A 21,004-nucleotide genomic window follows, 5' to 3' on the forward strand; every position below is an offset into this window, starting at 1 on the left:
AGTGTTCCAGAAACATCTCTAGTTGACTTCTCAGAGAGATGTTAGAAGCGGCGTGCAAGGCTTAGTTAGTGATGAAGTGGTGGATATGAGTACCGGCTAGTTGGCGCAGCCAGTGGTCAACCGTTTCCGCCGTGGAGAACACGGCCACAGTAGTGGAGCGGGGACGTTCGAACGAATTTCGAGCAGCCACGAAGCTTAAACTCCCAAAGCAGCCTCAATTGTGAGGTGGGATTCCTGCCGCCTTCAGGCGCTGGAGGACGTCAATTCCAATTTCCATTCTTTCGAAGGCGATACTCAGCTGCGTCTTTTTCAAACCCTTCGGATACAGCATCCGAAATAGCGGCCGCATTTCCAACGAGTTTCACTGCAGCCTGCCAGAGATCATCGTAGAGATTTATGACACCGGTGAAGTCCCCACTATCACGTGCGTGCGTCATCTGAGTGAGAATCGTTGTTCCGCTTTGCTGAAGGTGCTCTGCGCAGGCTCGAATCTCTGGTGCATTGCTGGGATTCCGGGGTAGCCGCTCAGCAGCAAGTCGCGCACCGTGGGCCTGAGTCGTCACTTCTACTTCTTTTCGGCCTGTCAGCCACCATATAGCGTCCTGGATCATTTTATCGCAGTCCCGAAGGGGATCTTGTAGTTGAGTAAGAGGGGGCTCAAGGGGCAGTTCAAGGATTTTTTGGCGGGCTTTCTCCGCTTCAACAATCGCATCGTACGCACGTCGCGCACGGCTTTCGAGAGCTCCACGTAACCCGGCAGGACCGGTCTTGTACTGGCGTTGTGTGTTATCACTCTGATAAATTCCAATTGGATCTGTTGGGGAGGGTGTTTCTGTCATCATCATCTTCGAGTGCTGAGATAGCATTAAGAGTTTGTCAGACAGCCAACTCCCAAGGGAGTATCACAGAGAATCTGGAAAGGGACCGTAATGTTCGGAAGCTATGTCCAGCAGTACCAACGCCTTACGAGTCGTAGTTTCGATAGACCGCATAACTGTCGGCTACGAGAGCGACGACACTATATATGACACCTAGGGCTCCAGCGATGACTGGTAAGAGACCGTCCCGCCACAGGACAAGTGCACCCGCTTCCGGGTGTCCTATCCAAGCGACTAATAGACCGTCCCACTATTTTGGCCGGAAGGCTATCCGGTCGGAGAACGACATAACTCTCACCCATAGCTACGAAACAGCGAGCACAGGGTTCGTCCCCCGGTGTTAGAGCTGTCATCGGAACAGGACGACGACGTGTGCACCGTCTCGTTTCGCGACGAGTGGGGATCGACGTTCTTCGTGACGTTGCCCGTCGAGGGTGGCGCCTGAGCGCGATGTCGTAGCCATGCTGTGGTAGTCAGACTATATTTACGTCCGGGAAGATATGTCAGGGCATGAACGACGACGTCCCGGAGTCGATAGCCGACATCCAGTCGCTTCACGTCGGGACCTACGAGAGCAACCCGGACCGCATTGAGTCCGACGCCGGGACCGAGCGGCAGGACCGCGCGGACTACGAGGGGCGGTTCATCTTCGAACTCCTGCAGAACGCCGTCGACGAGATGGACGAGACGGCGACGCCGGCGGTCAAGATCCTCCTCACCGACGACCGGCTGCTGGTCGCCAACAACGGCGCTCCGTTCTCGATGGGGGACCTCTACGCGCTGACGCTGACGACTCGGACGACGAAAGCCGGGGACACTACGATCGGCCACAAGGGCCGGGGTTTCACCTCCGTGCTGGGTGTCACCGACAACCCTCGTGTCTTCTCAGAGTCGGTACAGGCTCAGTTCCACCGGGGGCATTCCGCCGAAACCCTGATCCAGAATCAGGTGATCGCCGGCGCGTTCGACGGGGAGGTCGAAGCAGATCAGGTTCCGCTGCTCTCGCTCCCCCACCCGGCGGAGCCGCCCGCAGATGTCCAGTCACTTCTCGAAGAGGACTTCACGACCGTGTTCGAACTCCCGCTCCGAGACTCGGCACAGCACCACGGCGCCATCCAGCGAAAGCTCCAGTCACTGGGCGCCAACACGGTCGCACTCCTGCCGGAGCTGGCACGTATCGACATCGAGTGTCCGACCTGGGAGCGGAGCTGGCGCCTCTCTCGGCAGGAGTTTCGAGATGAGGAGAACGCGACGCTCATCGAGGTGGGACGGGAGACCGTCGACGGTGGGTCGACGTCGGCGACGACCGACTGGTACTGTCTCTTCGAGCGCACAGAGATCGACAGCGACCGCGTCGCCGAGCGAGCGGAGCTCACCGACCTGGAGATCAACGCGATGGGGCAGTTACGCGTCGGTGTGGCGTTTCGCGCGACGCCCGCGACCAACGCGCCGGCGGCCGAGATGAGTGACTGGGCGCTCGATCCCGTCTACGGGGAGTCCCGGGACCGCCCGCCGATGGTCCACGTCTTCCTCCCCACGAAAGAGCGTAGTCCGATCCCGGCGCTGGTCACAGGGACGTTCCAGTCGGACACGTCACGGCGGAACCTGACGCTCGATCACGACGGTGAACGTGGCTACGAAGGGCAGTTCAACGGCTACCTCTTCGAGGAGGTCGGGACGTTATTCGCCCAGCGAGTACTGCCGTTCGTCAGCGCGTCGGCGACCACGCCCGCAGCGTTCGTCGACGCGCTCGACCCCTCACTCGGTCAGCGGCGGGAGTGGTCGTTCACACCCGGCGACGTCGACCACTGCCTCTTCGAGCAGGTGAACGCCGCCGTCAGCCCGGTCCCGTTCCTACCGAGCGCGTTCGGCGACGATAGCGTGAGTATCGACGCCGTCCGTCTCCCGCCGACGTCGACCGAGCTCCCGACGCTGGGCGAGCAGTTCGTCCAGCTCCTCCAGACCGGAGCCACCGTCCCGCAGGCGCTGGAGGGGCTCCCCGAAGCGACACTGCTGGCTCACCGGAAGACACGGGCGCTCGAAGCGTATGGCGCGAGCCGACTCGACACCGCGTTGGTCCCCGAACTTCTCGCGGACGCGTCCGTCAACCCCCCGCTCCGGCTGACAAGCGAGGAGGAGTGGGAGATTTCGGTGCCCGAGGACGCCGAGCCGTGTCGGCTCCTGATAGACCCCGTGCTCGAGTATCTGGTCGCCGTGCGGAAACCGCTCGAGAGCGACGACGACCGCGCCGCGTTCGACGACGCTTGCCGTCGCGTACCGGTGTTGCCGACAGCCGTCGAGTGGGACGACGAAACGGCACAGGCGATTCGGCGCGCCAACCGTGACGGGACCGTGTTCATGCCGCCCGAGAACGACATCGCGGGCGGTGCGCTCCCGGATATCCAGTTTCTTGCAAGCGAACTCTACCACGGCAGCGACCCGAACCGGGCCAAACCGCTCAGGGAGGCGGCGCTCCCGGCGGAGTTCGGGTCGGACCTCCGGACCGTCTGGAACGTCAAGGAGTACCAGTTCGCCCAGGTGTTCGACGCAGCCATCAGCCCCCAGCTACCCGGGCCGAACTCCCCCGAAGCGGACCCATCGACGCTCCACCAGCTGGAGACCCTCGGAACGATCCGTCGGATGGCAGCGGTCCAGTCGCCCGAGAACGACCGATCGCCCGACGCCCCGCTGCTCTATCAGTCCTCGCGGAAGCCGTTCTCCGCGCTCGCCAGCCTCCCGGTCCCGACGGTCGGCCCGGACGACTCCGTCGAGTGGCAGCCCGCCCACCGAGTCTACTTCAGTTCGGCGTGGCAGACCGCGCTCGGCCGGCCGGAGGACGCACACGTCGAGGAGCTGCTCCGGGCGGTCGGCGACGTCACCGACTCAGACCGGTTCGAACCACGCTTTCTCGCGCCGCCCGAGTGGTTCGGGCTCGACCCGGCCGAGAGCGAACCTCCCGACCAGGAGCATCTCGCCTGGGCAGCGTTCCTGCAGTGGCTCGGTGTCGCCGAACACGTCCGGCCGCTCCCGCTGTTCGCTCCGGACGCCGGGACCCGGCACCGCTACCGCGAGACACAGGGGCTCAGCCGCCCGCCGCGGTCGACGATCAGCTCGCATTCGGCGCTCGAAACCGAGTCACGGCCGGTCGACCACCGCTACCGCGGGTTGACCGAGTCCGAGTGGACAGCCTACCGCGAACAGCTCGCGTCCCAGGTTGACCCGGAGATCCCCGACAGTAGCCAACAGTATCTCTCCCAGGTCAACGCCCTAGAGTACGCCGACGAGCTGACGAGTGCGGCACGCGAGGAGTCGGCAGTCGGCGTTCGGCTCCTGCGCCATCTGGTGTGCTGGTGGGACAGCGGGCTCTCGGCCCACCGCCACGCGGAGGTGGCGGCGTTCACCAACAAACAGTGGCGTGGGAGCAACCTCAGCTACTTCTTCACCACGGACGAGCGCGAGCGCCTGGGACAGAACCTCTGGGTCTGGCAGCTCCGGCAGGCAGCGTGGGTCCCGACGACGTTCGGTGCGGTCCGGCCGCCCGACGCCTGGCGGCTCCCCGACGCCGACGAGGAGCGGTTCAGCCTCGACGTCTCGGGGGAACGCCCGTTGCTCCCGTTCGTCACGGCGGGGTTCCCGGCCAGGGAGACGGACGAATCCGAGGCAGTCTCGATGCTCGCCGAGACGCTGGGAATCGGCCGGCGCCTCGATCAGGAGTCGTTCTCACCACAGGATGCCTACCACGCTGTCAACCGTATCGGGGAGCTGCTCGAGATCTCCGAAGACCCCGCCCAGTTCGCCAGCACCGTCGAGCTGCTGTACACGCGCATCGCGGAACTGCTTCCCGGGCTGGAACAGGGTGAGCCGCTCCCGGCGGAGTGGCGCCCAGACGACACCGGGCTCGGGGACGTCGACCTTCTCTGCCGGGTCGACCAAGAGTACAGACTCGTCCCCGCGAGCGAGGCGTACTACGTCCGGTCCCGAAGCAGCCGTGACCGGTACGCGAACCTCGGTGTCCCCATTCTGGCGTTGTTCAAGCCGGAGGCGGCGAGCTTCGGCAGCTACTGTGGGGCGAGGGACCTGCGAACGGCCGTCCGAAGGGAGCCGGCGTACGAGGACTGCCCACCGCTCCCCCTCTCGATGGGTGACGCCGACGTCGATCAGGTGTGGCTCGAGACGTTGCTCGCTGCGCTCCTGCTCCGGCTCCGGACGAACCGGCAGTCGGCGTTCCTTGTCGACCAAGACCGCAGCGCCACCCGGACGTTCTACGAGCAGCTGACTTTCGTCGAGAACCTCGACCTCCGGATCTCGCTGGCCGACGGGAGCTGGGACGAGAACCGGCCGCCGGAGCCACAAGCGTACCACCTCGAGCGGGATGGAGACCGCATCGTCCGGGTACTGGTCGACCGGACGCTGGACCGCGGGGCGCTCGTCGATGCTCTGACCGGTGCGTACACGGAACGGCTCGACGTTCCCCAGTACTACGAGGCAGTGAACACGCTCGTCGACCACGCATTAGGTGAGCCAGAGCCCGGGACGACGCTCGAAAATCGCTTGCGGACCGTGGGGAGCGATGTCCCCTCCGGACAGGTCGAAGCGACCCGGAAAGAGCTATTTGCCGAAGAACGGGACGAGCCAGATATGGAAGAGGAGGAGCTGGAGCCTGTCGCCCCCGAGCCGTACATGGCCGACGACACCGAGGAGGACGACCGATCGGAACACGAACCAGCGGAGCGGACCGTGAGCACGGAAACCAGCGGTACCGCCCACTCCGCGCAGGTGCCGGCTATCGATTCGGTGACGAGCATCGGTGACCGACGGATAGCGGAGTCGTTGCTTGAAGCCGCTCCCGCGAGCCGTTCGTCCAGGGACTCCACAGGGGGACAGGCACAGACGAACGGAGGAGGTGGTGGCGGAGGGGCCGGCCACGGGACGTCTCAGGAGTACCGGACCGAGATCGATGCGTTCGGGATGGAGCTGACAATGAAGGCCGAACGAGAGCGGCTCCGTGAGGCGGGCGAAGCCACTCCCGACGAGCAGGTATTCGACGTTCACACGCCCGAGATCTACGATCAGATGCGGGAGGAACACCCGTCGCTCGACGATGCCATCGAACGGTTCGGGGACGAACGAGGACTTTCCAGTGCGGAGAACCCACTAAACAGAGGATTCCCCGGGTTCGACGTCCTCACGCTCCGCACGGACGCCGACGGACGAGCGATCGTTGACCGCTGTATCGAGCTCAAGACGTCTGGCGTGAACACACGCAAACCCTCCCTCTCGTGGAACGAGTGGAAGGCCGCCGGGGGTCCGCTAAGTGAGTTCTACTACCTCTACGTCGCCCGGAACATCAGGACTGGCAACAGCGGCGACGCGGAGCTCCTCGAGATTCCCCGCCCCTTCGAACGGCTCCGGAACCGGACAAGGGAGAAGCGAGAGCGGAACGTCCAGGTCGACCTGCGGAGCTTCGACTTCGACGCGGACCCGATCATCCGGCAGCCCATCGAGTGGGAAGAGTGAGCGGCGACCCGTAGCGCTCAACAACAGCCCTGCCGGGAGGGAAGATGGTACCACCCCGCCACGCCAACCCACTGATATCCCAGAACTCGATCGGATCAGCCTCTATCCGGTAAAAAGGGGTCGACAGCGTCGACGTCGTCGACGAGTCGTGTACCTGTCCCGACTGGCAGCAGCGCTCACCCGAGGGGGGCTACAAGCATCTGCGCCGCGTCGATCACGAAATCAAGCGCGGCCTGTGCCTCGCCCAGATGGCCGGCTTCCCTCTGCGTAGGGGCGGAGAGAGGACTATTCTCTCGGGCGAACAGTCCCGTCATCTCGACGGACCCGGTCGAACGTTGAGAGATACGCGATCCGGTCGTGAACCTCCTCGGCATCCAGCTCCAGTTCGGCGGCCAGTTCGTCGACGGTCATCGGCTCGTCGAGTGACTGGAGGACTTCGAGCCCCCGGTAGTACCTATTCGTGAGCTCTTGGACGCGGGCCTCGATCGGCGTGGTCACCCCGTACCGCTCCTTGAGTTCGACCAGGGCCTCATTCGCGAACGTGGCGAACTGATCGTCCCCCAGACGTTCGATCTGGGCTTCGAGTTCATCCCGGACGACGTCGTAATCGAGGCCGGCCTGCACGAGCATATTCATGTCCTCGATGTCGTCGTCGCGGCCTGCGATCGCCTTGAACAGGAAGATATCCTCGTTGCTGACCAGCCGGATCGTCAGTCGATCCAGGTTGAGGAACGGCTCACTGCGCTCTTGCATACCGTCGGTGAGCACGAGCTTGTTCGCGACCTGCTGGTTGAAGATGTCGAGGCGACACCCATCGTCGTTCTCGACGCAGCTCGTCGCCCCTAGCGCCCGGTAATCTGGATCCAGCGATTGAACCTCCGCATACCCGAGGTCCATCAGGACGGCCCACAGCTGGCCGTACGCATCGCCATCTGGGACGACCAGGTCGATATCTTTCGTCGCCCCCTTGAAGTCGCGCAGCGACATCGCGCCACCACCGATCAGGTAGACCGTGAGCGGTTCAGATAGCCCGTCTCCGATTCGCTGGAATTCGTTCTCGATGTACTCGCGTCCGAATGTTGGTCTCATGATGGTAGTGGCACCTCGTAGTCAGTCGCCAGCTCCTGGAACTCGTCCCACTCCGGGAGCTGCTCGTCATCAACCTCGCCGTGCGTCTCGAGGTAGCGCAGCAAGGCGTCGATTTCGTCTTCGAGGCCATACTTCGCCGCCTGCTCTCGGAGGTCCGCCTCGTCGACGTCGACGTGGCTGAGCAGGAGGAGACAGTACGAGCGGTGGCGGCTGCTGTCGTCGATCAGTAGCGTGTGACAGCAGAGCTCCGCCGGCGAGACTGCGTCGAGGTCCTCAGAGTATAAGTAGTAGCGGTGGCCGGTGAGCAGGAACTGGAGGTCATAGGCCGCGAATCGAGCGAGGCCGGTTTCGTGGAACGCCTCCGCGTCGATCTCCGTTTCGGCCTGGGCGAGGGATTCGTCGTAGTCCTCCCAGAGAATCGTGCCCTTCGGGGCGACGGCTTCGAGGCGTTGGCGATGCAGATGGTGTGCGAGTTCCCGGGCGAACTCGTGGAGGCGGCCGAAGTCAGCGTTGAACTCGTAGTGGCCGTTGGCCGTCCCGACGAGACCACGGTCGCGAAACCGCTTGAGGACGCGGTTGACCGTGTTACGGTAGTTGTCGCTCTGGTCGGCGATCTCGGAGACGGTTCGCGGTTGGTCGAGGTAGTACAGCACCTCGAGTGACTTGCCGGTCAGTAGCTCGGGGAACTCGATGTGGGAGTGCTGGCGGACGAGGTCCTGATAGAGTTCGACGGCGCGAGCATCTGACGGGACGACTCGTTTTCGACGGCCGTCGCGTTCCGTGTAGACGAGCCCCTTCTCGACGAGGTCGCCGACGGCACGAGAGAGGTAGCTCTCGCTGTGGTCGAGCTTCGTCGCGAGCTCGGAGATCGTGTCGCCGCGGTCGACCGTCGCGAGGACCTCGAGTTCGATACGCCGGAGCACTGTGTAACATAGTACGAAACTTGTATATAAAGAAGTTTCGAGTAGTGTTACAGCCAGCAATCGCGAGAACCGTCTCCATCATCTTAACCAACAAAACTATGGATTCGTGGGCCATGTTGGTTAACACGTGACGCTCTTATGCAAAGCTACGGAAAGACCGTATCATTACACTGAACCGGCGCTAATCTGGTGATATGGCTTCTGCTCAGCCGGCGTTCGGCGCGATGTTTCGAGAGCTGATCGAGCTGGGCGTCGTCAAGATCGACACGGAGCCGCTCGATGCCCGCATCGAGCGGCGACTCAAGGATTTCTGGGAGGAGACGTCCTGTCCACGCTGCGGCCACACCGCCGTTCAAACGTGGCCGCATCTCGACCGTGTCTGGTGCCGTGACTGCAACTTCAAGCCGGTGTACACCTACGGAACGCCGTTTCACGAGAAGCACCTCTCTTGCGGCGAGGTGCTTCTCGCGTTCACCCTCTACGCCGATACGTTGCTCAGTATCAACCAGATCGCGCCGTTGCTCGATCGGGTCTACACTACCGTTCACACGGCAATTCGGGAGGTGGAAGCCGCGATCCATCGCGGCTTCCCCGTCGTCTGGCGTCTCCTCGACCAGACCATCGACGGACCGACCCAAGTCGACGAGTCTGGGGAGGTCTGTTCGGGCTACAAGGGAAAGAGCCGCCGCGGAACAGCCGTTCTCGCGGCGGCTCGTCCCAAACTGGGCGGTCGCGCTGGCGAGGCCGTCACGGTGACCAGCTGACGCTCGTCGCGGCGTGCCGCGACTCGCTTCGCGTGCTCCGTGGACAGCGTGGGATTGACTACAGCGGCGACCTGGAACCAGTGATCCAACTGGCTGAAGACCTCTCCCAGCCACTGGGAGAGGTCTGGACCGATGGCCTCCAAGCATACCGCGAGATGGAGCGTGACCACCGAACGGTCGTACACAAAGAGCGGTACGTATCGCCAGAAGGCGTCCATATTAACCAAGCTGAATGCCTGTTTTCGCTCGTCCAGCCGTGGCTACGGAAGTTCCGCGGCCTGTCCAAGCAAGGCTTGGAACAGGCCGCTCACACCTTCGGCATCGTGCGCTCACTGACTCTAGCAGGTGCATCCACCGAGTCAATCGTTGACTGTCTCATTATCGGGGCTTTCCGCAATTCTACATAAGAGCGACACGTGAGTAGCCCATGTCCTACGAACCCCCGACCCCACCGGCGAACCTCCCGACGGAGATCGTCAACACGCTCAATGAAGCCACACCGGAGCATCTTCGGGACGTTGCCAGCTACGCTGAGGCGTTGGCCGAACACAAAGAGCGGGAAGCTCGTCTCGAGGAGGTGGTGGACGACGCCGACGTGGAGGAGCGCCCCGATGACCTCCCAGAGGACGTGCCGGCAAAGGCGACGATCACGATCAAGGAAATCAACGACAACCGCTACTACTACTGGCAGTGGCGGGAAGGAGATTCAGTGACGTCGAAGTACAAAGGGCCGGTGAATCCCGACGAGTAGACGAGATTGAACTGGAGCCAGATGTTCGTTTCAACGTGATTCGTAGCGTAGCAGATGACACCCCCCAGAGTGTGAATGGGATCGGTTTACCCGACACCCCTCGGTGTGAATGGTCTACCAACTGCCACTCTCTAACGAGACTTCATGCCGAGAGAAGACAGAGCAACACGGGGATAGATTACGCCTCGTTTACCCCCACACCCCTCAGTGTGAATGGTCTACCAACTGCCACTCTCTAACGAGACTTCATGCCGAGAGAAGACAGAGCAACACGGGGATAGATTACGCCTCGTTTACCCCCACACCCCTCAGTGTGAATGGTCCACCACCCAGGGTACCGCGATTAAGAAGCCCTTAACAGCAGAAGTCCTCACGCCGTAGGGAGGGTTCTCGCCTCAGTGGCGAACCTTCGGCTTCGGCACAAGGCCTCGCCTTTCAGAATGCAACTACTCGGAGGACTGTTTAGACTGTAGTATAATAAAGATAACTACAGCTGCGGTGCGGTGCAGTAGCGGGTCGGGTCAGCTGCCGGGGAAGAACGTGTAAGCCGCTCTCCGTGCCGTACTAGGTTCTTCAGACAAACGACCCTGCTTCCTCGACTCCTGCTCTATCTCTACAACCGTCGTATCCTATGGGGGACCATTCACACCGAGGGGTGGGGGTGTCACCATCCCATCAACGTCTGGAGTTCCGGCGTCGAGTTGATCAGTCCAGTTCGTGTACTCTCGACGTCTCCTTGGAGCGAATACGACCTGAACTTCCCCTGATCTCCGCCTTCCTTCTTTTTCGATTCGAGAACTCCTGTCGTTACGTGCTTGTTCAGAAGCTCAAGCGCACGATTGTACCCCTTGGGCTCTACTTCGACATCCCGTGCTACTGTTTGGTAAACCTCGTGAATCTCTGACGTCCGGAACCATTCTTTCTCCGGGTTATTCCGGTCAAGACGTGTGAGAGCAAACAGGAGTAATTTCCCGGACAACGGAGTCCCTTTCACCATCTCCATAAAGAGCTCAACTTCGACGAGTTCGTCAGCTTCGAGAACGTGATTCGCGGTCACGATATCATCGCCTTCTTCGTCGGCGATCTCGCCCGCATTCCGGAACAATCGGACTGCTCGTCGAGCGTCACCGTGTTCTTCAGCTGCGAGTTCAGCTGTGGTTGGAATCACTTCCTCATCGAGGACACCGTCATAAAATGCGTCCCGTCGATTTTCGAGGATTGCAATGATCTGGTCTTCTTCGTACGGCGTGAACGTTCGGTGTTCTGGCTGGAGAGTCGATTGAACCCGTGACTCGATTTCTCCTTTGAATTCGATGTCGTTCGAAATCCCGATTGTAACGACTGGGAAGTCAACGTCGTCTTTTGATTGTGTCCGTGATAGCGTGTAGAGGACCTCGTTGACTTCTCCGTGCTTGTCGATTTCATCAATGATGACGACGAGGCCGCCAGAGAACTCCCTCTGAACAACGGGCCACAATTTCTGATCCCGATAATGCTCGGCTGAGAGGCCCTGATAGGGGACATCAAGCGGGTTCTCTGCTTTCGCGTTCACCTGCTCTGCAATCTTTCGGAAGGTGGAGGTATACGTAGAGATGGGGTCCGGGTTAATGTATGCGGTAACGATCGGGGAGTCCGTTCCTGCAGTTGCTGCTTCGAGCCGCTCGCAGACGTGTCTTGCAACTAGTGTCTTCCCCGTCCCGGTTTCTCCCCACTCCAGGACGTTATCCGGGACGCTGTTTGTCCGCATCTTTCGGAGATTCTTGGCCAAGAACGTGATACGGTCGTCTCGTCCGACAATTCGATTGGCGTCAGGAACGTTATCGATCTCGAGCAACCACGGTTTCTCAAAAATATCCGATTCATCTTCGCTATCCCCCTCGTCGACATTTAATATCTCGTCGACGGTTGTTTGCGTGGAATCGTTGTTTGGCATAAGCAGACCAATTCACCCCATTCACATATAGGTTGTCTACCCTCGGTGTGATTGATTTGCCTCCATTCACACTCCGGGGGGTGTTCCAGAGAGCAGGACCCCCCAGAGTGTGAATGGGATCGACCTCGTCGCCCACTTGTGATTTTGCTCACCTCAAAAGAGATTTGAGACTACTCATCCGTTCCGGGCTGCTGTAAACTCCGTCAGCTCCAGCTCTCGTGTCTCTGCGAGTCTCCGTCGAATGTCTGTCCGATCCCAGCCAAGCGGTGCCAGCACACTCTCGACCGCTCTGACGAGTTGCGTCTCGTAGTACGCCGCATCGTACGACTCTACCTCTTCGTGGGCCAACGCGACCCGCTCTCGCGAACTCTTCTCGTCGTCGACGACCACGTACTCGATGTCCTGTCCCGGGTGGATAGCGAGGTCCTGGGCCCGAGCCCGCTTCAGCGCCGCCACGTTCTGCGTGTTCTGCGTGTACCCTTCCAGCGGCTTGGAGACACGATTCCGTTCGACGAGCTGCTCGACCGGCACCGTTCCAGCGTGGAGGCGCTTGATCGCGTCCTGGAGACAGTCGAGGACGGCGTCCGGAGATCGAGTTGCATCGAGCCGTTCGAGACAGTCCCGCTGGATGTCCTCGATGAACGGTGGGGTTGAGCGCTGCCGAGCTTCGATACCGCGTATCTTGAAATCGTCGTCGCCGGCGACCTTCCCGAAGTACTTTGTCAACGCGCCGGCGTCGCTCTCGCGCTGCGGCACGAACGCCACCCAGTCGTAGTGAGCTTCGTGTTCGAGCCGGATCTCGACCTCTTCCGTGATTGCCGTCGCGAGCGTCTCGAGGTCCTCGCGGTCCTCGTCGTCGACGTCAGGGTCCGGGGTTACCCAGATGGAGTCGACGATGCCGTGGACGACGCGCCAGCCGCCGGCTTCCAGCCGTTGTTTCGCCGTCAGCAGAATCTCGCGAGCAAACGCGTTGATTACCTCGTGACACTCGATACGGCCGAACTTCGCGTTGCTGAACCCCTGATACCCAAAGCAGGCGACGAGGATCCACTTCAGCGCTCCCGACCGCCCCTCGAGTTCCGCCAGCCGATCCTCGTCAGGATTGTCCAGATCCTTCTCGCGACGGATGGCCGCCTTGATCTCGTCGCGAGCGTCGATGACCGGCTGTAGCACGTCGACGAGGTAGCCCCGGTCGTCGCAGATCGAGTATCCGAGGCCGGGGATGTCGTCGCGGTCGCTGTGGCAGCTACATCGGATGACGTCCGGCGAGACGTTCCGCGTACAGATGATGTTCGGATACAACGAGGAGAAGTCGAGTTCGTGGACGTTCTCGTGGAGGCCGACCTCGGGCGCGAAGATGAAGCCGCCTCAGCGATGTTACGAAATTCGCCGATTTTGCACGTGCCATCATCCACATGGTGTACGAGGACACGAATCTCTACGCGTGGCAGTGGCTCACCGCTGAGGGGATTCGATACGAGCAGCGCAAGGAGATGGAAATTCACAGCGCACTCGACGACGACACGATGGGTGTTCGGGCCTTCACCGCACTCAAAAATATGCTGCTCGAACTCGGCTATACCGGTATTTTCGTCTTCGTCGACGAGTTCGAGAGCATCGCACGACTCTCACCTAAGGATGAACAGGCAACACTCAACAGTATTCGGCACCTGATGGATCAGAACAGTTCGGGCCTCTGTATGTTGTTCGGGTGTGCTCCCGAAGTCTGGCAGGACGTCATGAGCGAGTATCACGCGTTCTCGGAGCGCATCGGCGAGGAAGTGGCTCTGAAGCCTCTCACCAGTGAGAACCTCTATGAGTTGGTGAGTGATTATTTAGATCAAGAGAGGGTCACTTCTGATAAAAATGAGGGGATAGACCCATTCTCTGAGGAGGCGTTGGATTTAATTCTCCAAACATCACAAGGCAATATCCGACAGGTCCTATCTATGTGTAGCCGCATCCTCGATGATGCCGCAGAATCGCAGGAAAATAAAATTACAGCTGCTTGGGTCGAAGGAAAGGTCTGATACTCAATAATTCAGGCGTTACCATTTCGGGGATCGTCCACGAATTCATAAAGCCCCTCTGTGACCTTTGTTATCCATCCAGCAGCGATGAGTTGCCTAAGTGCATAATTTATCTGCTGTTTGTTTAGTCCGGTTTGTTCCCGTAGGAATAATGGATTCGCTCGTCCCCAGGGTTGAGATGAACTCCGCCCTTCTTTCAAAACATTCAGGATTTCTTCCTCGTTTTCGCTCGGAGCGTATTCCTCATTAGTCATGTGTGACGAATACGCATCAGTTCGTATAGTCGTATCCTTCTGCATTTTTCTAACAGAGCAATTTACTACGTTAGAATTAAGGACCTGGGAGAGAGTGGATGGTATGAAGCGCGGTCCCTCAGAAACGAGGGCGGTGCTGGAGACACCGCACCCGCGCTGCCTGAGACAGACAGCATGTCCATCCAAACCGACAAACTGCAAAAATCCGACGGTCAGAATCGGAATAAGCCACCGACTGGAACTCGAGGAGATCGTGTATGACGTCTACTGTTCATTACCCCGGTAGCGTGTCGAATGTCCTTGGAATACTCGGAAATAAACGGCGAGTCTTTCTATTAAATTACTTATTCCTATTCGGGTATGAACAGGATATCGAAGTCAGACATCTGGCTAGGGTGATTGGAGGCGTCGAAAATGGGATTTCACCACGAGAAGTCACTACCGAAGATTATGAATCAGTATATAATGGGTTAATTCAGAACCACCTGCCAAAGCTTGCCAAATACGATATTATTGATTACAACGACCGCGCGAAAGTCGTAACAGTCACTCCTCGTATTGAGGAGTATGTGATCCTGATTGTAATTGCTCGAAGTATATTTCCAAATCGGTGAATGAGTATGAGTACGCTCCTCCCCGCTGCACCTTGTGGGGTCATCAGTCATCACTCCATCAACACGCCAGCATTTTGTCGTACCTTACCCGTGTACCCGATCGCGTGTGTTGACTGTCTTGGATATAGGTAGTAGCTATAGTTATAGAGTATAGTTATATTTTATACCTATAGCATATTTCTCTTCGGTGTTATTTTTCAATAGAACATGTTGTGTCTGCCAGTTAGTGATTATAGCTATGGAGTATAGTTGTAATTTGTAGTTATAACGTCTGACTGAGTTTTATATATATGGGCTACAACTATCTGGTAGATGCTCACCTATACACCTGTGTCTGAGGCGGGCGGCGTCGGCAAGACGACGAGCGCTGCGACGCTGGCAGTCGAACACGCTCGCGCCGGACACGATGTGCTGGCGATCGACATGGACACTCAGAACGGCAGCTTGACGTACTTTTTTGGGCCGGAATACGACCGCGGCGACTCGTCGCTTGACAACCTCGTTCGCCACATGGCTGGTCGTCCGGGCGGCGACTTCCACGATCTCGCCCACACGGTCGAACACGGCGTCGACCTAATCCCGTCACACAACATGCTCGAGGACCTTCCCGAGTTTCTGCTCAACGAGAAAGAGCAGGCTGAACGCCTCGGGGATTCGTACAGCATGTATCACCAACTCCACCGGGTGCTGAAAGAGGCGAACGTCAGCGACCACTACGACGTCCTAATCGTCGACACGGCCGGAAAGGCAGGGCCGGTCCTGTATAACGCGCTCGTCGCGGTACGAAACGTCGTGATTCCGTTCGAGGCGACGGCGAAAGGCCAGGAATCGATCAGCGGTCTTGACGATCTTGTCAACGGCCTCGAACGCGAGGTTGATGTCGGCGTCGGCGTTCTCGCGGTCGTCCCGGTCGGCTATTCCGGAACAAATGACCAGAAGGAGATTCTCGACGAACTACAATCGAGCCCATACCCTGTCCCGGTCGTGATCGGTGAACGCCGGTCGCTCATGGAAGGATGCTGGAAACAACAATGTAGCCCACAAATGTATGTCGACAAGCACCGAACCCGCGAGCGCACGCACGAACTCGATACACTTGATCAGTTCGACGATCTTGCACGCCACCTCGAAGCGCAGGCCGACCTCGATGCGCCGGAGGTGACTGCTTAATGGGCCTCAAATCCGGCACCGAGGACGCGGGACTCGGAGAGGACTCGGACGACTCAGAGGACGACGACTCTGAATCGGAAGCGGTCGATGAGCCGATCCCTAACGAGTACGCAAGCGATACGTCCGACGCGACGTCTGCGCAGGACGCCACCCCGTCGGGCAGCTCTGATCCTGACAATCGCCTTGATCGGTCGTCGATCCCGTACACGCTTCGGCGGGAGAACGTCAACGCTGACCGCGAGCAGGTGCCGTTTTTCCTCCGCGAGCAGTTCACTGACGCCGAGGAAGATGCACTCGATAAGCTGGAGGAGGAACTCGGCGAGATGGTCTACAAGTCTGATTACCGTGAGGCGGCAATCGCGGTCGCACACGAACACCCTGATCTGATCGCGTCAAAGCTCCGCGAATGGGGCTATGATCTGTAACAGTTGAAAAGGAACAGCCCTCCGCCAGTTCAGTAATACCTGTTTTCTAAAATGTTGTTGTGACCGCCGACTAATTCCGCTATACTGGCGTCGCCTCATGTTTATCTATTAGGGTGAGAAAGGAAGCCATAGATGACAGGTGGCACCTTTGGAGGTCCGCACGGGTTCTCACTCGGCGGGGCGCACGGGGCAACACTGGGAACAGCACCAACGACTTCTCCTGCTTGGATTGAGATTCTCTTTGAAATCTTCTACCTGATGTTAGATGCCCTGACGAACCCCACGAGCGGAGTATAGGGTCTATAGCAAGAATACTCATCCAGGGCGCAAAGTCGCTACTAAATGCATTGTTGCTCGCACTCGAATTGTTCTAAACCGGTCAATATTTTGTATAGCAGGATATGGTATATAGATGTCTACTGCACGATAATTCGTCCTCTGTGGGTCCTATACCCTGGAATCTATCGATACTATTGATTTAGAGAATGATCATGATTACGCCGGTAATCACGACCACTTTGAAGTACCCCGCCGCCGTCGGTGAAGCACGAATGCTGCAACCGCCTCACGACGGCGCTTCCCCCGGGGTAGCGGCACCGAGACCGGGTCTACAGGACGGTGGAGGGCCGGTGGATGCCTGATCGAGCGCTTTCGACGCCGCTCGACGATAGCTTCGAGCGCTACCTCCAAGACAAGGGGAAAGGCCGCGGCGGCGACGGTGGGAACTATCGACGTAACGCTGCACGCGAGCTCGAACGGTTCGCCGAGTGGGCCGCCGGCGACCGCGGCGCCGACGACTGGACCGGGATCGTCTCCGACGATGTCGACCGCAAACCAACCTTCGACGATCTCGACGAACGCGTGTTTCGGGAGTACGCCCGACATCTCGGTGGAGATCGGGGACTCAAGCAGAATACGGTACAAACCTATTATCGCTATATCTCTGCGTGGTGCGGCTGGTGCGTCAACGAAGGATATCTTGAGGCCCACTACGCGCAGCGGGCGAGTGCGATGGCGCCGTTGCCGGAGGACGACGGCCGCAAGCCCGGTGACCAGCAGGCCTGGACGTCCGAACAGCGCCACGCCCTCACCCGCCACGTCGACGAACGGGCTCGTGACGCCGTCGAGGCGTACACGACACTCCCAGAGGATACTGACACTCTCGACAAGCAGCGAGCACGCTACGAGGCGCTGAAGGCGGCTCGTGACCGGGCTTTGGTGTTCGTTCTCGCGTACACCGCCGTTCGGGTCGGGGAACTCCTTCGGGACCCAAACGACCCACGCCGGCGCGGCGTCCGCTGGGAGGACCTCTCCCTTGACGACGGGAGTATGGACGTCTACCGGAAGAAACAGCAGTGGGACGCCGCGAGTCTCCCCGATCCAGTGATTTCTCCGCTGCGAAGTTATCGCCAGCTGATGAACCCACCGACGGAGCGGTGGCCGGTGTTTCCGACGTTCGACCAACGGACGCTCGCGGAGCTCCTCTCGGAAGAGCTAGCCGAACGAGGAGAACGCCCGGATGCAATCGACGAGCGGCGTGAGGTGTACGCTCGGGACCTCCTGCTTGCGCTCGATGAGGACATTCGGCCGCCGTCAATCACGACGGACGGCGCACGGTCGATTCTCCAACGGTTCTCGGAGGCCGCCGAAATCGACATCGCCCATCCGAAACACGACTATCTTGCACCTCATGGGGGGCGCCGCGGGATGGGTGAGGTGCTCGTCCGGGCTTTCGGATACACTGTAGCAGCCCGTTACCTCGACAACTCGGAGGAGATGGTTCGGGAGCGGTACTCGCATATTGAAGCTGGTGAGCTCGGAGACGTAGCTACTGAAGCCCTCGAAGAAATTGATTTGTGATTGAATTATCTATTGTCTCGTACAGTGTTTGCTCTTAACGGCTTACGAAGCTTTTTCAGCCGGCCATAGAATTCCTACATGTCTTTCGTATCGGAGTCGATACGCCAGACGGTGATGACATATGACAGACCTGATCTTACGAAGTCCGGCGTTCGAGGATGGCGGTCGGATTCCGGATCGCTACGGCTATACGGAGGAGAACATCAACCCGCCACTGACAATCGAAGGTGTTCCAGCGGAGAGCGCTTCGCTGGTGTTGATCGTCGATAGCCCGAACCCCAGTTCCTCGAGCAAAGATGTCTGGAACCATTGGCTCGTGTGGGATATTCCGCCAACACGGGAAGAGATTCCTGAAGGGTGGGATCCCGAACAGGCGACAGAAGGTCAAAACGACTTTGGAGAACACGGATACGGTGGACCCAACCCGACCGGCCAGGAACAGACCTACCGCTTCCGTTTATACGCCCTAGAGACCACGCTCGGGCTCCCCTCTGTGACAGAAAAAGAGGAACTCGTAGATGCAGTTGTCGGGAATATCCTCGATAAGACTCGGCTCGAGGGCACGGCTGCTCCATAGGTGCGCTACTGACAATGGCTGACTCAACTGTAACCTGCCCGGACTGCAGTACCCAACAGGAGGTTGAGACCGACGAGTATGGAATTTTCACGCTGGTGTGTGAGAATTGTAGTGCCCGATCGAAGGGCGAATACACAGCTACATCCGGCGAGGTTGTTTGGCGATGGACGCAGTCGAGCGACAAATCGAGTGACTAATTCCCACACGAAGACGACTTCTCAACGCTTATCCGCGACTTTCGTAGAGTAGTATGTAGCGGGATAGGATAGCTCGGAGATTCCACCAGGCTCATGACCTGGAGATCGGTGGTTCAAATCCACCTCCTGCTATTTCACGCCGACACAACCGCTATTCGTAGACCTCGTCCGGTTCAAAGACTTTCTCGCCGACGGTCTCGCCTTCGATCGTTCGATAGAAGCAGGAGCGATAGCCCGTGTGACACGCTCCACCTTCCTGGTCGATTCGATAGAGAAGCGCATCACCATCACAGTCGACGCGGATTTCCTTTACCTGTTGGACATGTCCACTGGAGCCGCCTTTCTGCCAGAGTTCGTCGCGACTCCGAGAGTAGTAGTGAGCAAGCCCCGTGTTCTGGGTTTCCGCGAGCGCCTCCGGGGACACGTACGCGAGCATCAGCACGTCACCCGTCTCGGCGTCCTGTGCAATCGCGGGAATCAGTCCATCCTCACCGAAGTCGAGTTCGACGTCGAGGCGTTCGTCCTGCATACTCTTACGATACGACAGACTCGGGAAACCAGTTGTTATTTCCCGAGCTGATCTCTTCGCTTGAGGTTAGACCAACTGGAGGATGTTCCCGTTCGAGGTGACGTGGAGATCACGCCCCAGTTTGTAGCCCTGCTTTGCGGCGAGGTCGACATAGCCAGAATACCCCTTCATGTCCTGGTGTGACGGGATCACGTGCTGCGGTTGAAGCGCATCGAGCATCGCGTAGTGGCCCTCCTGGGAAAGATGGCCGGAGACGTGGACGTCGTCGTAGATACGCGCACCCTGCATCCCGAGAAGCTTCTCGGACTGGTAGCGCTGCCCCTCGTTCGTCGGCTCCGGAATCACACGAGCCGAGAAGATGACCTTGTCGCCGTCGTCAAGTTCGTACGGGGTCTCGCCGCGTCCCATCCGCGTGAGCATCGCGCGCGGCTCGCCCTGGTGGCCCGTTACGACCGGGAGGTAGTTCTCCTTACCTTCGTTCATGATTCGCTTGAAGGCCCGATCGACGGACTTCCGGTGCCCGTACATGCCGAGGTCGTCGGGGAAGGTCGCAGCGCCGACGCGCTCGGCCGTCCCCGAGTACTTCTCCATCGACCGGCCGAGCAGGACGGGCTGGCGCCCGATCTCTTCGGCGAATTCGACCAGACTCGTGACGCGAGCGATGTGGCTCGAGAACGTCGTCGCGACGATCCCGCCGTCGTAGTCTTCGAGGCTTTGGATGACGTCCCGGAGTTGGCTCCGCGCGACAGCTTCGCTCGGCGTTCGTCCCTTCTTGTTCGCGTTGGTGCAGTCCTCGATGTAACAGAGAACGCCTTCACCCTCGCGGCCGATTTCGCGGAACCGCTTCATATCGATGGGGTCACCGATAACGGGGGTGTGGTCGATGCGTTTGTCCAGCCCGTAGACGATGGCACCTTCGGGCGTGTGGAGGACTGGGTTGATGGCGTTGATGATGGAGTGCGTGACGTTGACGAACTCCAGTTCACACCGTTCGCCGATTGGCATCGTCTCGCCGGCGTCCATCTCAATGAGGTCGTTCTGGACCTGGAACTTCCCCTCGTCTTGGATCTCTTCCTTGACGAGTTCGAGGGTGAACGGCGCGGCGACGATCGGAGCGTCGTAGCGATGCGCCAGTTTGCTGATTGCACCGATGTGATCGAGGTGACCGTGCGTCGGGACGATCGCTTGTACGTCGCCCTCGAGGTCGCTCATCACCCGGTCGTCAGGGATGGCACCCATGTCGATGAGGTCGAGCGAGTGCATCTCCTCCGTCTGGAGGTTGTCGTGAATCAGTACTTTCGAGAGGTTGAGACCCATGTCGAAGACGACGATGTCGTCGCCGGCACGGACGGCTGTCATCTGGCGGCCGACTTCCTCGTAGCCGCCAATAGTTGCGATTTCGATTTCCATAGTCGGGGTCCGATCAGAGCGATCCCAGAACTCGTCAAAGTCCGCCTGGTGAAGGAGAGCCGGTGTGAAGCTGGCTTCGACAG

Annotated in this window: 13 protein-coding genes, 1 tRNA gene and 3 pseudogenes; 9 read left to right on the top strand and 8 right to left on the bottom strand. The window is 59.4% G+C overall.

Annotated elements, in window-relative coordinates; all coding sequences use genetic code 11:
* Positions 1-260: 260 nt before the first annotated feature.
* On the bottom strand, positions 261-842 hold the full coding sequence (locus tag ACFQL3_RS01820) for a hypothetical protein (RefSeq protein ID WP_377050876.1): 582 nt from the start codon (positions 840-842) through the stop codon (positions 261-263).
* Positions 843-1,388: 546 nt separating this feature from the next.
* On the opposite strand from ACFQL3_RS01820, the gene ACFQL3_RS01825 reads away from it, so the two are divergent.
* Positions 1,389-6,395 (top strand): sacsin N-terminal ATP-binding-like domain-containing protein, encoded by a 5,007-nt coding sequence (locus ACFQL3_RS01825; protein ID WP_377050878.1) that lies wholly within the window; start codon positions 1,389-1,391, stop codon positions 6,393-6,395.
* A 285-nt stretch (positions 6,396-6,680) separates the two neighbouring features.
* On the opposite strand, the gene ACFQL3_RS01830 is transcribed toward ACFQL3_RS01825, so the two are convergent.
* Positions 6,681-7,484: a DUF6036 family nucleotidyltransferase gene (locus tag ACFQL3_RS01830; RefSeq protein WP_377050880.1), complete on the bottom strand. Its 804-nt coding sequence runs from the start codon at positions 7,482-7,484 to the stop codon at positions 6,681-6,683.
* Entirely contained in the window at positions 7,481-8,407 is a 927-nt protein-coding gene (locus ACFQL3_RS01835; protein ID WP_377050882.1) for a helix-turn-helix transcriptional regulator, read from the bottom strand. The genes ACFQL3_RS01830 and ACFQL3_RS01835 overlap by 4 nt, the downstream gene beginning before the upstream one ends.
* Before the next feature lie 194 nt (positions 8,408-8,601).
* Between ACFQL3_RS01835 and ACFQL3_RS01840 the strand changes: the two are divergent.
* Both ACFQL3_RS01840 and ACFQL3_RS01845 read left to right on the top strand, forming a co-directional pair.
* Positions 8,602-9,578: pseudogene (locus tag ACFQL3_RS01840) on the top strand (IS1595 family transposase).
* A 20-nt stretch (positions 9,579-9,598) separates the two neighbouring features.
* On the top strand, positions 9,599-9,922 hold the full coding sequence (locus ACFQL3_RS01845; protein ID WP_377050884.1) for a hypothetical protein: 324 nt from the start codon (positions 9,599-9,601) through the stop codon (positions 9,920-9,922).
* Positions 9,923-10,586: 664 nt separating this feature from the next.
* On the opposite strand, the gene ACFQL3_RS01850 is transcribed toward ACFQL3_RS01845, so the two are convergent.
* Together ACFQL3_RS01850 and ACFQL3_RS01855 are read right to left on the bottom strand one after the other, a co-directional pair.
* Positions 10,587-11,855: an orc1/cdc6 family replication initiation protein gene (locus ACFQL3_RS01850; protein WP_377050886.1), complete on the bottom strand. Its 1,269-nt coding sequence runs from the start codon at positions 11,853-11,855 to the stop codon at positions 10,587-10,589.
* Between the two features lie 174 nt (positions 11,856-12,029).
* Positions 12,030-13,223: pseudogene (locus ACFQL3_RS01855) on the bottom strand (type B DNA-directed DNA polymerase); the annotation flags it as partial.
* Between ACFQL3_RS01855 and ACFQL3_RS01860 the strand changes: the two are divergent.
* Positions 13,220-13,885, top strand: a pseudogene (locus ACFQL3_RS01860) (BREX system ATP-binding domain-containing protein); the annotation flags it as partial. The pseudogenes ACFQL3_RS01855 and ACFQL3_RS01860 sit on opposite strands and share 4 nt — an antisense overlap.
* A gap of 11 nt (positions 13,886-13,896) precedes the next feature.
* Here the strand turns inward: ACFQL3_RS01860 and ACFQL3_RS01865 are convergent.
* Entirely contained in the window at positions 13,897-14,139 is a 243-nt protein-coding gene (locus ACFQL3_RS01865) for a MarR family transcriptional regulator (RefSeq protein ID WP_377050888.1), read from the bottom strand.
* A gap of 926 nt (positions 14,140-15,065) precedes the next feature.
* Between ACFQL3_RS01865 and ACFQL3_RS01870 the strand changes: the two genes are divergently transcribed.
* From ACFQL3_RS01870 to ACFQL3_RS01890, 5 genes are all read left to right on the top strand, one after another.
* Positions 15,066-15,923 (top strand): ParA family protein, encoded by an 858-nt coding sequence (locus ACFQL3_RS01870; protein WP_377050890.1) that lies wholly within the window; start codon positions 15,066-15,068, stop codon positions 15,921-15,923.
* Positions 15,923-16,348, top strand: coding sequence for a hypothetical protein (locus ACFQL3_RS01875; RefSeq protein WP_377050892.1), 426 nt, complete (start codon positions 15,923-15,925; stop codon positions 16,346-16,348). Before ACFQL3_RS01870 ends, ACFQL3_RS01875 begins: the two co-directional genes overlap by 1 nt.
* Positions 16,349-16,981: 633 nt before the next feature.
* Positions 16,982-18,208, top strand: coding sequence for a phage integrase SAM-like domain-containing protein (locus ACFQL3_RS01880; protein WP_336331144.1), 1,227 nt, complete (start codon positions 16,982-16,984; stop codon positions 18,206-18,208).
* Between the two features lie 121 nt (positions 18,209-18,329).
* Positions 18,330-18,785 (top strand): YbhB/YbcL family Raf kinase inhibitor-like protein, encoded by a 456-nt coding sequence (locus tag ACFQL3_RS01885; protein ID WP_336331143.1) that lies wholly within the window; start codon positions 18,330-18,332, stop codon positions 18,783-18,785.
* A 254-nt stretch (positions 18,786-19,039) separates the two neighbouring features.
* A tRNA-Met gene (locus ACFQL3_RS01890) sits at positions 19,040-19,114 on the top strand.
* Positions 19,115-19,133: 19 nt separating this feature from the next.
* Here the strand turns inward: ACFQL3_RS01890 and hisI are convergent.
* Both hisI and ACFQL3_RS01900 read right to left on the bottom strand, forming a co-directional pair.
* The gene (gene hisI / locus ACFQL3_RS01895) at positions 19,134-19,511 is read right to left on the bottom strand and encodes a phosphoribosyl-AMP cyclohydrolase (RefSeq protein ID WP_336331142.1); all 378 of its coding nucleotides are present in this window, start codon (positions 19,509-19,511) and stop codon (positions 19,134-19,136) included.
* Positions 19,512-19,577: 66 nt separating this feature from the next.
* Entirely contained in the window at positions 19,578-20,921 is a 1,344-nt protein-coding gene (locus ACFQL3_RS01900) for a ribonuclease J (protein ID WP_336331141.1), read from the bottom strand.
* Positions 20,922-21,004 lie beyond the last annotated feature (83 nt).

It is taken from the genome of Natronoarchaeum sp. GCM10025321 (assembly GCF_042663585.1).
Lineage (GTDB): Archaea > Halobacteriota > Halobacteria > Halobacteriales > Natronoarchaeaceae > Natranaeroarchaeum.